Here is a 13768-nt window from a genome sequence, read left to right on the forward strand (position 1 = left end):
CTCCGTATGCCGCCCCGCCCGCTAGCGGCTCGCGCCCTCCGGCCACAAGATCCGGACCTGTACGCCCGTGCGCTCCGCGTAGCTCACCACGTCGGCGGTTCCGCCGAAGCCCCAGGCGGGCTTCCCGTCCCATACAGCCAGCAGTTCGTCGACCAGGCCCACGAGGATTTCGCTACCAGCCATGTGCGAGGCCGAATTCGAGTCCGCCATGCCAGTCAGGTGGACCTCGGCCGCGTTGTCCATGAGCCGGTCGTACGTCGGCCAGTGCTCCTCAGGGAGGCTCTCCCGGTACTCGTCGGCCGGGACGACCACCTCCAGGCGCCCGCCGTGCGCGAGGACATATTCGGCGAACCACGCGTCAGGGCCGTCCGCGATGCAGGAGACGCCGATCAGTTCATCCGGGTCGTACGTCCCCACGGTGGCTTGCAGGAGCTCGCGGACGCGGCTCTCAGCCTCGACGCCCAACCCGCGGTGACCAGTGACTCCTACGCGCATCGCGTGCTCTCCCCTGACTACAAGTAGACGTCGTGAAGACGTTCGTCGAAATCCCTGACCACCTTGGGCGGTGATCCCGTTCGGTAGGAGCGGCGGACCGCTCTGGCCCGGTCCACGATCCGACCGGAACGGTACTGGAGTCCGGTCTCCAAGGCCCGGGCCGCCAGCGCGAAAGCGGCCTCGACCCGCCCCGCCGCCAGATGACCGGCCGCGATGTCGAGGACGAGCAGGGCCCGCTGCTTCGCGTGACCGGTGGCGAGGGCTTCCGTGTCGGCGTCCAGCACCCAGCCCGGCAGTCCCAGCCGGGCACCGCAGGTCACCCGGGCCGCCGCCACCTTGGCTTCGTTGAACGTGAAGACCCAGGGCCATGGCGGCGGCTCCGCCGAGCCGAGTCTGTTCGCCAAGGCCCGGCTCGTCGTCAGCGCGCGGTCGGCCTCACGCTCGTTCCCGGCCGCCGCGTGAGCCAGTGCCTCCACCGATGTGAGCCACGCGTCCGCCACCGCCGGCCTGCGTTCGTCGAGGAGCCTGCGGGCCCTTTGGGTCAGGTTCAGGGCCTGGACACCGTTGCCCGCGTCCGCCTCGAACTGGGCCAGGCTCCCGGCCTGGTACGCGGCCAGCAGCGGGTCGCCCGCGACTCGTGCGGCCGTGATCGCCAGCCCGTACCGGTTCCGCGCCGAGCCGTGATCCCCCATGTCCCAGGAGAGCCACCCCAGCAGACTCGCCGCCTCGCTCCTGACCGCCGCCAGGCGAGTCCGGTGTACGTCGTCCGGCGCGGCCACGGCGAGGCTCTCGACGAGCCGGAGATGCGAGCGCACGGCGTCGGCGAGCTCACGGGACGGGGTCGATGCGTCCAGGCGGCGGTACGAGGCCGTCCCAAGTCTCAGGGTGGCGGCTTGGCCGGAGGCTTCACCGACCGTACCGGGCACGGCGGAGAGAGCCGGGGCGACGGCAGCGGCCACCGCCCCACCGAGGAAGTTGCGTCGTTCCACGTGCTCGGACCCATCTCGTGCTTGTGCGATCTCCGCGAGGCCCAGCAACGACCTCGGGATGTTCAGGTGTGCGGCCACCATCGCCAGCACATCAGTGGCGTACGAACGCACCCCACGCCCCTCCAGGCGGGAGACCGCCGACTGGGACAGTCCGCACGCCTGGCCTAACTGGGTCTGTGTCATCCGCGCATCGGTGCGCATCAACTCGATGACCCTGCCGAAGTCCCTTACCCGGGACGCCTCTCTGACCTTGGGCGAAATGCTCAACGTCCCCCCTCATCATGGGTTTCGACCCCATCAGGCACCTACTCGTACCCGCTTTGCGCATAGCCGTATGCGCGTATCGCGTCGCCGATGGTTCCACGAGTGCGCTTCCTCCTTGACTGGTCTCACGCCCCCGGAGATGCCGAACGCTTCGGGCGGCTCCCCCAAGGCGGCGGACCGCATCGTGTCTCGAAATGCGGCCCACTACCGCCGCCCCGCACGAGAGGAGCGACCGCGTGACGACCCCCGAACCGCACCGCCGGAACCCCGACGCCAACGGCCGTACGTTGTCGCAGTCCGAGCCCCCGCCGGGCGCGCCGAGCCGGGCTCTGCGTATGCGGGCGGCCCATGGCTGGGTCAAGTTCATGCGGCGTGTGGAGATCACCACCCGGCAGGAGGGCGAGACGTGAACGGCGTCGGTCCTGACGGGTACGAGGACCATCCGCTCCTGAACAAACCGGTGCGCGACATCGCGTCGAGCGGGCAGGGCGTGCTGACGGCCGTCACCCACGAACTCCACGACGGCGGCCGGACGGTCCGCGTCGCCCATATCCGCCCGGCGTCCGGCGTCGAGTGGACGACCCATGCGGACAACGTCCAGATCGTCCGCTGAACCACCCACAGGTTTCCGTCCGCGCCCGGCCCACGGAGCCGGCGCGTACGGGAGAACGGCGCCGGGGTCCTCCCCAAGAGCCCCGGCGCCCGCAATCGCACCTTCACGATCAAGAAGGAGTGACCGTCATGTGTGAAACCCGGAACATCCACATCCCGGCGTACGTCGGCGGCATCGACCTGAGCCGTCCGCACCTCGTCGCCATCGGCGGCGCGGGCATGTCCGCCCTCGCGCACCTGCTGGTGCGGCGCGGCGCCCACGTCAGCGGCTCGGACATCCGTACGACGGACGTCACCCGCGCCCTGGCCGCCGTCGGCTGCCACGTCCACCTCGGGCACGACGCCGCCCACGTCGACGACCCGAGCGTGGTCGTGTGGTCGAGCGGCGTCGAGCAGGACACCCCCGAGCTGGTCGCCGCCCGAGCGGCGGGTGTCCCCGTGGTGCACCGCAGTCACGTCCTCGCCCAGCTCCTCAGCGAGGCGCACCGGTCGGTGGTCGTCGGCGGTACGCACGGCAAGTCGTCCACGACGGCGATGCTCGCCACGGCGCTCCGCAGCCTCTCCCCGTCGTGGGCCGGTGGCGGCGCGCTGATCGGCGGCGTGAACGCCGCTCACGGGAGCGGGGGCGTGTTCGTCGCCGAGGGCGATGAGAGCGACCGGAGCATCGCCGCGTACCGGCCGGACGTGGCGGTGGTGCTGAACGTGGACGACGACCACCCGGAGACATACGTCGACCGTGACGACGTCCTCGGCGTGTTCGAGACGTTCGCGCGGGGCAGCCGCCACTTGGTGGCCTCCGCCGACGACGAGGGCACCCGCGCCCTGGTGGAGCGGGTCCGTTCGTCCTGCGTGGACGTGACGACGGTCGGAGAGTCCGAGGGTGCGGACTTCCGCGTCGTGGCGATCGAGCAGCAGGCCGCCCGCAGCCGCGTGGTGGTCCGGGAGCCGGACGGCGCGACCACCTCGTTCACGGTGCGCGTGCCGGGCGGGGAGATGGCGCTCAACGCCGCCGCCGCGTTCGTGGCCGGTCGCGTGCTGGGGGTGGACGCGAGCGAGCTCGCCGACGGTCTCGGGCGCTTCCAGGGGATTCAGCGGCGCATGAGCATGGTCGGCGAGGCGTCCGGTGTGATCGTGCGGGACTCCTTCGCCCACCACGCGCGCGCGATCGAGGCGGACTTGGCCGCCGGGCGGGCGTTGACGTCGGAGCGGCTGATCGTGGCGTTCCAGCCGTGCGGGTGGACGCGCACGATGGCGCAGGGGCCGGACCTGGGCCGGGCTCTGGCCGTCGCCGACGAGGTCGTGCTCCTGGACGTCCACTCGACGGTGACGCCGCCCTTCAGCGGCATGACCACCGAGGGGCTGGAGAAGGCGGTCGTCGAGCACGGCGGCCGGCTGCACCGCGTGCACGGCCACGAGCAGGCCGCCGACGTCGTGGCCTCCCTCACGGGCCCCGGTGATCTGGTACTCACCATGGGCACGGGTGACGTGACCGCGCTGGGGACGGTGATCCTCGCGCGCACCCGCGCGGGCGTCGTCACCGCGTAGGGAGGGCTAGACGACGGTGTCGGGCTCGGCGAGGCGCTCGGCCGTCTCTTCGAGCCCGACACTGTGGGAGCCCTTCACGAGCACCACGTCTCCGGGCCTGATCAGGCCCCGCAACACGGCAAGGGCGTCGTCGCGGTCGGCCGCTCGGAGCACCTCCAGGGCCGGGTTGGCGGCGTGAGCAGCGTCGGCCAGAACGTCAGCTTCTTCCCGGCCGACCGCGATGAGTACGGCCGCGCCGCTTTCGGCCGCCATCCGTCCTACCTCGGCGTGGCCGTCCCGGGAGTCCTCGCCCAGTTCCCGCATCTCGCCCAGTACCGCGACCGTGCGATGCCCTTCGGCCATCGCCGCCAGGGCCCGCAAGGCCGCACGCATCGAATCGGGGTTCGCGTTGAACGCGTCGTTGATGACCACCACGCCGTCCGGGCGCTCGGTGACCTGCATCCGGCCGGGGGTGAGCAGCACGGCGCAGCTGAGCGCGGCTGCCGTCTTGCCCACGTCCATCCCGAGCCCGATGGCCACCGCCGCCGCCGCGAGCGCGTTGGAGACGTGGTGCTCGCCGTGCAGGTCCAGGGTGACGGGGGCCGAGATGCCGTCCGCGAGGAGCGTGAACGAAGGGCGGCCGAAGGGGTCGAGCCGGATGTCCTCGGCTCGGACGTCGGCACTGGCGGCGGTGCCGAAGGTAAGAACGCGTGCCTGGGTACGGGGAGCCATGGCGGCCACCAACGGATCGTCGGCGTTGAGGACGGCCAGGCCGTCGGCGGGCAGCGCCTCGACGAGTTCCCCCTTCGCCCGCGCGATGGCGTCCCGCCCGCCGAACTCGCCCACGTGCGCGGTGCCGACGTTGAGGACCAGACCGACCGCCGGGCGGGCGATCGTCGTCAGGTGGGCGATGTGTCCGATCCTCCGGGCGCCCATCTCCAGGACGAGGTACCGGGCGGCGGCGTCCGCGTGGCTGATGGCCAGGGGCATCCCGATCTCGCCGTTGAAGGACCGCAGGGTGGCGGTCGTCGGACCGAGCTCGGGCAGCACCTGCGCGATCAGGTCCTTGGTCGAGGTCTTCCCGGCCGAGCCGGTCAGCCCGACCACGGTGTGGCCGGGGATGCGCGCGAGGAGCTCGCGCGCAAGGGCCGCGAGCGCGTCCAGGACGTCGTCGACGACCACGGCCGGGACGCCGACCGGGCGCGCGGCCAGCACCGCGACCGCTCCCGCCTTGACCGCGCGTTCGGCGAAGTCGTGACCGTCCGCGTGCTCACCGGGCAGCGCGACGAACAGACCGCCCGGCTCGACCTCACGCGAGTCGCTCGCCGCCGGGGCCGACACCACGGCGGAGGGGTCGGCCACGTCGCTCAGCCGGCCTCCGGTGAGGGCTGCGATTTCTTCCAGCGTGAGGGGGATCACCGGCGGCTCCGTCTCAGATCTTGCCCAGGGCGCGTCCGACCGCCCCCGGGAGGCACGCCTCCGACGCTAGCGCCTCACCCGCCCCAGATCCGGTTGTCACCACCGAAGTGGAGTAGATCGTGCATCAGCAGAAGCCCGGCCTCGTCGCCGTCGTCTCCGGCGGACACTCCGCCGAGCGGGACCGCTCCCTGTTGTCCGGGAACACCGTCCTGGCCTCCCTGGAGCGCCAGGGCTACGACACGCGGTTCCTCGACGCCTCGGCCCCCGACTTCATCGCCCGTGTCCACACCGCCGATGTGGCGTTCCTGGCCATCGCCGGTCAGTACGCCGAGGACGGGAAGCTCCAGGGGCTCCTGGAGACGCTCGGCGTGCCGTACACCGGATCGGGCGTCATGGCGTCGGCGATCGGCATGAACAAGACCATGGCCAAGAACGTCGTCTCCGCCGCTGGTGTCCCCGTCCTCCCCCAGGCCCTGATCCCTGCCCAGGGAGCGTCCGACACCGTGGCCAAGGCCATCGCGGACGCCATCGCCTTCCCCGTCATCCTCAAGCCCCAGTCGGAAGGCGGCTCGGTCGGCATGACCGTGTGCCACGAGATCGGGGAACTCGTCGAGACGGTCGCGGGCATCGACCGGGGTGGCGCCTGGCTGGTCGAGCCGTTCATCACCGGTACGGCCGTCACCGCCGCCGTTCTGGACGTCGACGGCGGCCCCAGGGCCCTGCCCGTGCTTGAGACGCTGCCGACCGAGGCCGAGTTCTACGACTACACCACCAAGCGGGACAAGAACCTGCACCGCTACCGGTGCCCGGCCGAGCTGCCCGCCGAGGTCACCGCGCAGATCGCGGCGGCCACGCTCACGGCTCACCGGGCGCTCGGGTGCACCGGCTACTCCCGCTCCGACTTCATGGTGGACGCCGACGGCACGGTGGTATGGCTGGAGGTCAACACCCTGCCCGGCCTGTCCCGTACCGGGAACCTGGCGACAATGGCCGAGGCCGCCGGGATCGACTACGACACGCTCGTACGGACGATCCTCGCCACCGCCGAGCGCAGCGGATACCGGCCGTGACCGGGCTCGACGCGCGCGACATCGAGGAAGCGGCGGCGAGGCTGGAACCGGTGGCCACGCGCACCCCCGCCCTGACCGCGCTCTCCCTCGACCAGGCAGCCGGATGGCCAGTGGTCTGCAAGGCCGAGAACCTCCAGCGCACCGGCTCATTCAAGTTCCGCGGGGCCTACCACCATGCCGCCTCCCTCACGGCCCGCGAGCGGGCGAACGGCCTGATCGGCGCATCCTCGGGAAACCACGCCCAGGCTCTCGCCCTCGCGGGCCGGCTCCTGGAAGTGCCCGCCACCGTCGTCATCCCGGACGACGCACCGGTCCCCAAGTTGGAGGGCGTACGCGCGCTCGGCGGGAAGGTCGTCACGTACCGGCGGGGCATCGACGACCGGGATGGCCTGGTCGCCGAGCGGGCCGACCGCGAGGGCCTGGCCGTGGTCCCCTCCGCGAACTCGCGCCGCATCATGGCCGGGGCCGGAACAGCCGCTCTGGAGCTGCTCGCCGACCATCCCGAGATCGAGACCCTGGTCGTACCCGTCGGCGGCGGAGGGCTCGCGGCGGGGAGCGCGGTCATCGCCAAGCACGTCTCCCCCGGCATCCGGGTGTACGGGGTCGAGCCCGAGGGAGGCGCCGACACCCTGCTGTCCCTGCGGTGCGGACAGCGCATCGCCTTGCCCGAGCCGCCGGTCACGATCGCCGACGGTCTCGGACACAGCTGCCCCGCGCCGCTCACGTGGGCGGTGAATTCCCGGCTCCTCGACGGCGTGGTGACGGTCACCGACCGGGACATCACAGCCGCCATGGCCTTCGCGTTCCGCCACCTCAAGTTGGTGGTCGAGCCGAGCGGAGCGTGCGCGCTGGCCGCGATCCTCTCCGGGCTCGTCCCCCACGAATCCGGCACGATCGGCGTGGTGATCTCCGGCGGGGGTGTGGACCTCCCCACCTTCCACCGTCTGATCACCGCCACGCCCCAGCGGAAGGAACCCGCCCGTGCCTGACCCGTTCCCCACCACCACGCAGTACGCGAGCCCCGACCTCATCGCCTCCATCGTGTACGACGGCCACGACCCGGCCGACGACCCGCGCTGGCACGAGTCGGGAGCGCCCGACCGGGAGGACTACGCGCGCTGGTGCGGGCACCTGTGCGGCATGGCCTGCCTGCGCATGGCCCTCCACCACCGCGACGGGCACGCGCCCAGTCTGTTCGCCCTGCGGGACGGCGCCCTCCGCTACGGCGCCTACACCGACCAAGGCGGGAAGATCCGGGGTCTGATCTACGCCCCCGCCGTCACCTACGCCCAAGAGGTCCACGGGCTCGCCGCCCGGGTCCACCCGGTGCTTCCCACGGGGCACCTCGTCGAACTCCTCGACGAGGGCCACCAGGCGATCGTGTCGGTCCACAAGGAGATCCGGCGCCCCGATCGTCCCGCACCGGGGCAGGGCGGCCACCTGGTCCTCGTCACCGGCCACAACGACGGCACCCTCGCCTTCCGCAACCCTTCGGGCCACACCGAGGACGCCCAGAGTGCGGAACTGCCCGTAGCCACCTTCGACGGCTTCTACGCCGGTCGAGGAATCGTCATCGCGCGGGGGTGACCTCCACGCACACGGCGCCCGGCTCGGTTGTGCTGAGAGCCGGGCGCCGTGCGTTCACTGAAGCGAGTGGAAGCAGCGCTCCGGCTTCGAGGGTCGGTAGCGCCGCCGGGTGGGAAGAATGGCTCCGGGTAACCCCGTCCGGGCCCCTGACGGCCCCGTACGCGCTCGTGGACGGCGGCGTTGGCTCCCTAAGCTAAGGCCGTCGGGTAACCCTGGGGCCTCTCTCAGCGCAGCCTGCCGCTCAGGGTCATGGACTCTGGAGCAGCCACCCTCGTCATGACCATGAGCGTGTCGCCCCCTGGGGCCGTGGTCATCGTCTTGGCCTTCCCGACCCTCGCGGAGCGGTACACCGCCGACGTCGCCGAGCAGCGCCACGGGCAGCACTGCACCTATCGGCTGTGGGCAGCACGGCAGTGAGGGCTTCGGGTTTCGCCAACCACCCACCCCGCGACTACTGACGAGTGCGAACGCCTCCAGCTCTACGCGCTGCGCTGCGTGTTCGCCATTGCGTTGGTGCTCATCGTCGTCCGGTGAAGGTCCCGGTGAGAACCCCTGCCACAGCCGAGACCGGTGCGACCGACACGGTCGACGGCATCGTCCCGAGGAAGCGTGGCGACGGCGGCCGCCCCGAAAACCTGAGGGGCGCGTGCTCGCCGTGCGGCCTGGGTCGCGAGTAGGTCGCCACACCCCGCCGTCGTCGCTCGGCTGGTGGGCTACGGCGAGGCGCGGCAAGTTCAACGCGCCTAACGCGAGCTGGCATTAACTCGGAGGATCGGACGGCAACCCTCCAGCTTTTTTGGGCAGGACGACCTCAGGGACACCCCGCGCCCCCTGTTCTCCCTCCCCGACAATCAGGAGTTTTCACTCCATCAGGTGCCCAAAATCCCCTGACCAGGGAAAATCGGAAGCATGGCGGCTACTAAGCGCTCACGAACCGACCAGGGGGCCAGCCCCCGGCGTGCCCCCGGGCGCGTGGAGCGTCGCGTCGGAGAGGCTCTGCGCGCCGTACGCCAGGGTGACAAGGCGGACCCTCGTTTCAGGCCGCTCGACGCGCTGGCTCTGGTCACCGGCCGGAGCGTCGACGTCGCTGCGGCGGAGGGCGACGCACTGAACGTGTCCCGGCTGGCCAGATGCCTGATGGACATCCTCAAGGAACTGCGGCTCACGCCGACGACTGCCGACCGCCCCGCTGGCGGGATCGACGCACTGACCGAGTGGCTTGAAGAACTGAAGAATCCCGAGGTGGTGACCCCTCTCGGCACCCCTCCGCCACTCCCCTGGGAAGCTGACTCCGCGCGGGATAGCGCAGGATAACGCGGGATAACGACCGGTCATCAGCGGTCACCAAAGGGCTCGAACGGTCGCGATCAGCTCGGCCCGCTGGTACGTTGTTGCAGGTCAGCAGGCCACAAACCAGGTCAGCCGACCACCGGCCGAATCCCCGATGGGGAGCCTTCCAAACTAGCTACGCGGGTTCGATTCCCGTCGCCCGCTCCATACGACAGAGGCCCCGCGGACATCGTCCGCGGGGCCTCTGTCGTACGCCCGGCCCGTGCGCCTGGCTCGTGCGCCCGGTCGTGCGCTCAGAACGTTCAGAACTTTATGGAGCTGATCGTCTGGGTTATGGAGTCCAGGAAGCGCTGGATGTCGTCGGCCATGCCCGTGGAGGCGAGGAAGAAGCCGAAGAGCACCGCGACGACGGCAGGGCCGCCCTTGAGGTTTCCGCCGCGGATCAGCACCACCAGGATGATCGCCAACAGCAGCACCATGGACAGTGAAATGGCCACAACTGATCACACCCTCGGTCGGTCCCACCTTGCCGCCGGGGAGCGCACATCACAGAACACCCCCGCCGCATCTATCGTGCCACCAACTTCCTGCCCCGTAGGGGCGGGTGACGAATCGTCGCCGGTGAAATCGAGCCGACGTGACGAATATCGCCTTGATCATTCCGCTTCCGGGAGCCCCAACAGGGCCCGTGCGCGCGCGTACTTGGCGGTCAGCCGGTCGCGGGTGGCCGGGTCGAGGACGGCGAGCCGGGCCGGGTCGGCGTTGTGGGCGAGGTCGGCGCGCTTGACCAGGAGGGCGCCGGGGGTGGCGAGGATCCGGGCGGTGTAGTCCTCGACGGGTTCGCCGGGGCGTTTGGTGAGGGCCCGGACCATCGCCTTGACCGCCGGGGGCAGGGCCGCGTCCGCAAGCCAGGTTTCGGACAGGGCGTCGTCCTCGACGGCGTCGTGCAGCCAGCCTGCGGCGATCTGCTCCTCGCTGCCGCCCCGGGCCCGTACCCCCTCCGCCACCGCCCGCAGGTGTTCCGCGTACGGGCGGCCCGCCTTGTCGGTCTGCCCGGCGTGGGCGGCGACGGCGAGGGCCTCGATCTCGGCGAGGGTGAGGTCGGGGGCGGGGGTCTCGGGCGTACGGGGCTCGGTCATGGCCGGGAGCCTAGACGGCGGTCTAGAGGGCGGCGGTCTAGAGGGCGGCGGTCTTGCGGCGGAGGGCGGCGCGGGCCGGGAGGGTGGTCGCGGCGTGGCCGAGGAGCAGGACGGCCGCGACGAAGGAGCCGTACACCAGCGGGGGGACGTACGGGTTCTCGCCGGTGATGCCGCGGGTCATCGGGACCAGGGTGAGCAGGGCGACCAGGCTGCCGAGCGCGATACCCGCGAGGGTGACGAGGAGGGCCTCCCAGCGGATCATCCGCAGGACCTGGCGGCGGGTGGTGCCGATCAGGCGCAGGGTGCGCAGTTCGCGGCGGCGGTCGAGGACGGTCATCACCAGGGTGTTGGCGGCGGCGACCGCCGCGAATCCGCCGAGGACGGCGGCCATGGTGGTGTTGGCCCAGGCGTTGAGGGCGCGTTCGGAGCTCTGTCCGGCCGCCCGGCCCGCCGCGTCGGTGACCGCGCCGAGCGCGGTGAGGTCGGCGGCCCGGCCGCCGCGTACCAGGAGCTCGTCGGCGTACGGCGTCGCCGCGTGGCCGGCCAGGTCGGCGGCGGGCAGGGTGACCTCGCCGAGGCCGAGGCCGCGCCCGTAGGTGGCGATCACCTGGGGGCGTACGAGGGTGCCGTCGGGCAGCAGCAGCGGCAGCCGGTCCCCCGTGCGGACGTCGGCGGCGTCGGCGAGGTTGGCGTCGACGGCGACCGTGCCGGGGCGCAGCGCGGCGAGCGAGCCGGTGCGGACGTCGAGGTCGAGCACGGGGCGGGGGTCGGCGGAGACGCCCTGCGCGGTGGCGCTCCGGTAGCCGGTGAGGTCGTCGGGGAGGAGGACGCCGGTGTGCTGGACGGCGACGGCGGCGGTGACGCCGGGGGTGGCGGCGGCGCGGGCGAGAGCGCCGGTGGGCAGTCCGGCGCCGGCCGGCGCGGTGACGACGTGGTCGGCGGTCACTCCGGCGCGCTGCTGGTGCTCGGTGGCCCGGTCGACGCTGGTGTGCAGGAAGACCAGGGTGGAGGCGAAGGACAGGGCGAGCACGATCGGGGTGAGCGCGGAGGCGAGGCGGCGGGCGTTGGTCCGGGAGTTGGCGGCGGCCAGGTGTCCCGGGGCGGCGGCGGCGCGCAGCGGCCCGGCGGCCAGGGTGGCGCAGAGCCGGGCGATCAGCGGGCCGAGCAGGGCGACGGCCAGCATGAAGAGCATGACCACGCCGAGTGCGGCGTTGGCGGCGTCCTCGCCGGACTCCCCGGCGGCGATCCCGGCGAGCACGATGCCGCCCGCGACGGCGACGACTCCGAGCACGGCGCGGACCGGGCCGACGGCGCGGCGTTCCACCTGGGCCTCGGCGAGCGCGCTGCCCGGCGGGATCCGGGCGGGGCGGCGGGCGGCGGCGAGTCCGGCGGCGAGCGCGGTGACGGCGACGACGGCGACCGCGATGGCGAACGGCAGGGGGCCGGTGTCGAGGGTGATGCCCTGGGGGACGGCGCCGCGGTCGCGGAGCTGGCCGAACCACCAGTGGGCGAGGGCCAGGCCGGGCAGGCAGCCGAGGGCTCCGGCGAGCGGGGCGAGCAGCAGGGCCTCGGTGGCGATGGAGCGGCGGATCTGGCGCGGGGTGGCGCCGATGGCGCGCAGCAGGGCGAACTCGCGGGAGCGCTGGCCGACGGAGAGCGCGACGGTGCCGGCGGCGGTGAAGACGGCGACGAGGGTCGCGGTGCCGCCGAAGGAGCCGCCGAGGGCGATGAGGAGTTCCTTGGCGGCGGGCAGTGCGGCGCCCTCGGCGCGGGCCCGGTCGTCGCCCGTGTGGACCAGGATCCGGTCCTTGGCCGCGCCGTCGGCCTGCCCCGCGTGCAGCACCCGGGTGACCTCGGCGGCGAGGGCGGCGGGCGTGGTGCCGGGGGCGGGCAGCACGGCGATGGCGTCGACCTGGCGCGGGTGCCCGGAGAGCGCGAGGGCCTCGGCGTCGGTGAGCCAGACACCGGGGGTCGTGGTGGTGCCGGAGACGGTGAGGGTGCGGGGTCCCGCGGGGGTGGCGAGGGTGATCCGCTCCCCCACGCGCGCGCGGGGGTCGCCGACGACGGCCTGGCCGGTGGCGGGGGCGGTGCCCGTGCTCGTACGGACGGCGGTGAAGGCGCTGGAGCCCCAGCCCGCGGCGGTCAGGGAGCCGCCCCAGGGGGTGCCGACCGGGTAGCTGACGTCGCCGACCGCCCGGGCGGCGCCCTGGGCCGTGGCGGCGCGGGCGACCAGGGCGGCGTCGAGCCTGGCCCGGCCGGGCAGGGCGGCGGACTCGGTCTCGGTGTCCTCGCCGCGCTTGACGGTGGTGTGCACCTCCTGGTCGGCGGCGGCGACGACCGGGGCACCGGCGTAGCGGTCGGGGGCGAGGGAGGCGGTGATGCCGGTCTGCAGGAGCAGTCCGCAGCCGGAGGCGATGGCGGCGGCGAGCAGCAGCGCGACGAAGGTGCCGACGAAGGAGGCCGGCTTGAAGCGGACGGCCGAGCGGGCGAGCCCGTTGGGGCGGAGCAGGGACATCAGGCGGTCACTCCGGCGAGCGGGGCGGTGGTGTGCGGCGCGGCGGCGGACAGCGGGGCGGTGGCGGTGCGGGCGGCCGGGTGGGTGAGGTCGGCCATCCGGGCGGCGATCCGCTGCGGGGTGCTGCGCGGCAGGGTGTCCGCGAGCCGCCCGGCGGCGAGGAACAGCACGTGGTCGGCGTGGGCGGCGGCGACCGGGTCGTGGGTGACCATGACGACGGTGGCGCCGAGCCGGTCGACGGCGCCGCGCAGCAGCGCGAGGACGTCGGCGGCGGTGGTGGTGTCGAGGGCGCCGGTCGGTTCGTCGGCGAAGATCACGTCGGGTTCGGTGATCAGCGCCCGGGCGATGGCGACCCGCTGCTGCTGGCCGCCGGACAGCTCGGCGGGGCGGCGGCCGGCCTTGTCGCCGAGGCCGACCTGGCCGAGCACCTCGGCGGCCCGGCGGCGGTCCGGGCGGCGGCCGGCGAGCCGCAGCGGGAGCAGCACGTTCTGCTCGACGGTCAGCGAGGGCAGCAGGTTGAACGCCTGGAAGACGAAGCCGAGGCGGGCCCGGCGCAGCTCGGTGAGCTTGTTCTCGCGGAGCTTGGTGATCTCGGTGCCGCCGAGCCGGACGGATCCGGCGGTGGGGCGGTCGAGTCCGGCGGCGCACTGCAGGAAGGTCGACTTGCCGGATCCCGAGGGGCCCATGACGGCGGTGAAGCTGCCGCGCGGGAGGCTGAGGTCGATGCCGCGCAGGGCGTGCACGGTCCCGGCACCCTTGCCGTAGGTGCGGGTCACCCCGGTGAGTTCGACGGCTGCCATGGCGGGTTCCTCCAGAGGTCGGCGACGAGCGGAAGCGTCGTCTCGAACCTATGGATCGGGGCAG

At 72.8% G+C, this 13768-nt stretch carries 15 protein-coding genes; 8 read left to right on the forward strand and 7 right to left on the reverse strand.

The window, feature by feature from the left end; translation table 11 throughout:
• Positions 1–21: 21 nt before the first annotated feature.
• Together ACIPXM_RS29265 and ACIPXM_RS29270 are read right to left on the reverse strand one after the other, a co-directional pair.
• Positions 22–495, reverse strand: a complete 474-nt coding sequence (locus ACIPXM_RS29265; protein WP_401661507.1) for a hypothetical protein — start codon at positions 493–495, stop codon at positions 22–24.
• A 17-nt stretch (positions 496–512) separates the two neighbouring features.
• On the reverse strand, positions 513–1751 hold the full coding sequence (locus ACIPXM_RS29270; protein WP_401661509.1) for a helix-turn-helix domain-containing protein: 1239 nt from the start codon (positions 1749–1751) through the stop codon (positions 513–515).
• A 233-nt stretch (positions 1752–1984) separates the two neighbouring features.
• Here ACIPXM_RS29270 and ACIPXM_RS29275 point away from each other — a divergent pair, with 233 nt between their 5' ends.
• The 3 genes from ACIPXM_RS29275 to murC all read left to right on the forward strand — a co-directional run bounded on the left by ACIPXM_RS29275 (position 1985) and on the right by murC (position 3905).
• Positions 1985–2158: a hypothetical protein gene (locus ACIPXM_RS29275; protein WP_401661512.1), complete on the forward strand. Its 174-nt coding sequence runs from the start codon at positions 1985–1987 to the stop codon at positions 2156–2158.
• Positions 2155–2361, forward strand: coding sequence for a hypothetical protein (locus ACIPXM_RS29280; protein WP_401661515.1), 207 nt, complete (start codon positions 2155–2157; stop codon positions 2359–2361). The genes ACIPXM_RS29275 and ACIPXM_RS29280 overlap by 4 nt, the downstream gene beginning before the upstream one ends.
• 128 nt (positions 2362–2489) lie before the next feature.
• Complete coding sequence (gene murC, locus ACIPXM_RS29285) at positions 2490–3905, forward strand: UDP-N-acetylmuramate--L-alanine ligase (RefSeq protein WP_401661517.1); 1416 nt, start codon at positions 2490–2492, stop codon at positions 3903–3905.
• 6 nt (positions 3906–3911) lie between these two features.
• Here the strand turns inward: murC and murF are convergent, their stop codons facing one another.
• Complete coding sequence (murF, locus tag ACIPXM_RS29290) at positions 3912–5303, reverse strand: UDP-N-acetylmuramoyl-tripeptide--D-alanyl-D-alanine ligase (protein ID WP_401661520.1); 1392 nt, start codon at positions 5301–5303, stop codon at positions 3912–3914.
• A gap of 119 nt (positions 5304–5422) precedes the next feature.
• Between murF and ACIPXM_RS29295 the strand changes: the two genes are divergently transcribed.
• The 5 genes from ACIPXM_RS29295 (at position 5423) to ACIPXM_RS29315 (ending at position 9274) form a co-directional block, all read left to right on the forward strand.
• Positions 5423–6373: a D-alanine--D-alanine ligase gene (locus ACIPXM_RS29295; RefSeq protein WP_401661523.1), complete on the forward strand. Its 951-nt coding sequence runs from the start codon at positions 5423–5425 to the stop codon at positions 6371–6373.
• Positions 6370–7362 carry a threonine/serine dehydratase gene (locus tag ACIPXM_RS29300; RefSeq protein WP_401661526.1) on the forward strand — a complete coding sequence of 331 codons (993 nt, stop codon included), beginning with the start codon at positions 6370–6372 and terminating at the stop codon, positions 7360–7362. The genes ACIPXM_RS29295 and ACIPXM_RS29300 overlap by 4 nt, the downstream gene beginning before the upstream one ends.
• Complete coding sequence (locus tag ACIPXM_RS29305; protein ID WP_401661529.1) at positions 7355–7960, forward strand: peptidase; 606 nt, start codon at positions 7355–7357, stop codon at positions 7958–7960. The genes ACIPXM_RS29300 and ACIPXM_RS29305 overlap by 8 nt, the downstream gene beginning before the upstream one ends.
• A gap of 249 nt (positions 7961–8209) precedes the next feature.
• Positions 8210–8377, forward strand: a complete 168-nt coding sequence (locus ACIPXM_RS29310) for a hypothetical protein (protein ID WP_401661531.1) — start codon at positions 8210–8212, stop codon at positions 8375–8377.
• A 555-nt stretch (positions 8378–8932) separates the two neighbouring features.
• Entirely contained in the window at positions 8933–9274 is a 342-nt protein-coding gene (locus ACIPXM_RS29315; protein WP_401661534.1) for a hypothetical protein, read from the forward strand.
• A gap of 278 nt (positions 9275–9552) precedes the next feature.
• Here ACIPXM_RS29315 and ACIPXM_RS29320 read toward each other — a convergent pair whose 3' ends face one another.
• The 4 genes from ACIPXM_RS29320 to ACIPXM_RS29335 form a co-directional block, all read right to left on the reverse strand.
• Positions 9553–9747 (reverse strand): hypothetical protein, encoded by a 195-nt coding sequence (locus ACIPXM_RS29320; RefSeq protein WP_401661537.1) that lies wholly within the window; start codon positions 9745–9747, stop codon positions 9553–9555.
• Between the two features lie 159 nt (positions 9748–9906).
• Positions 9907–10389: an HD domain-containing protein gene (locus tag ACIPXM_RS29325; RefSeq protein ID WP_401661540.1), complete on the reverse strand. Its 483-nt coding sequence runs from the start codon at positions 10387–10389 to the stop codon at positions 9907–9909.
• Positions 10390–10426: 37 nt separating this feature from the next.
• Positions 10427–12904 (reverse strand): FtsX-like permease family protein, encoded by a 2478-nt coding sequence (locus ACIPXM_RS29330; RefSeq protein WP_401661543.1) that lies wholly within the window; start codon positions 12902–12904, stop codon positions 10427–10429.
• Positions 12904–13704: an ABC transporter ATP-binding protein gene (locus ACIPXM_RS29335; RefSeq protein WP_401661546.1), complete on the reverse strand. Its 801-nt coding sequence runs from the start codon at positions 13702–13704 to the stop codon at positions 12904–12906. Before ACIPXM_RS29335 ends, ACIPXM_RS29330 begins: the two co-directional genes overlap by 1 nt.
• Positions 13705–13768: the final 64 nt, after the last annotated feature.

Origin of the sequence: Streptomyces sp. NPDC090025 (assembly GCF_044748125.1) — a bacterium.
GTDB lineage: Bacteria > Actinomycetota > Actinomycetes > Streptomycetales > Streptomycetaceae > Streptomyces.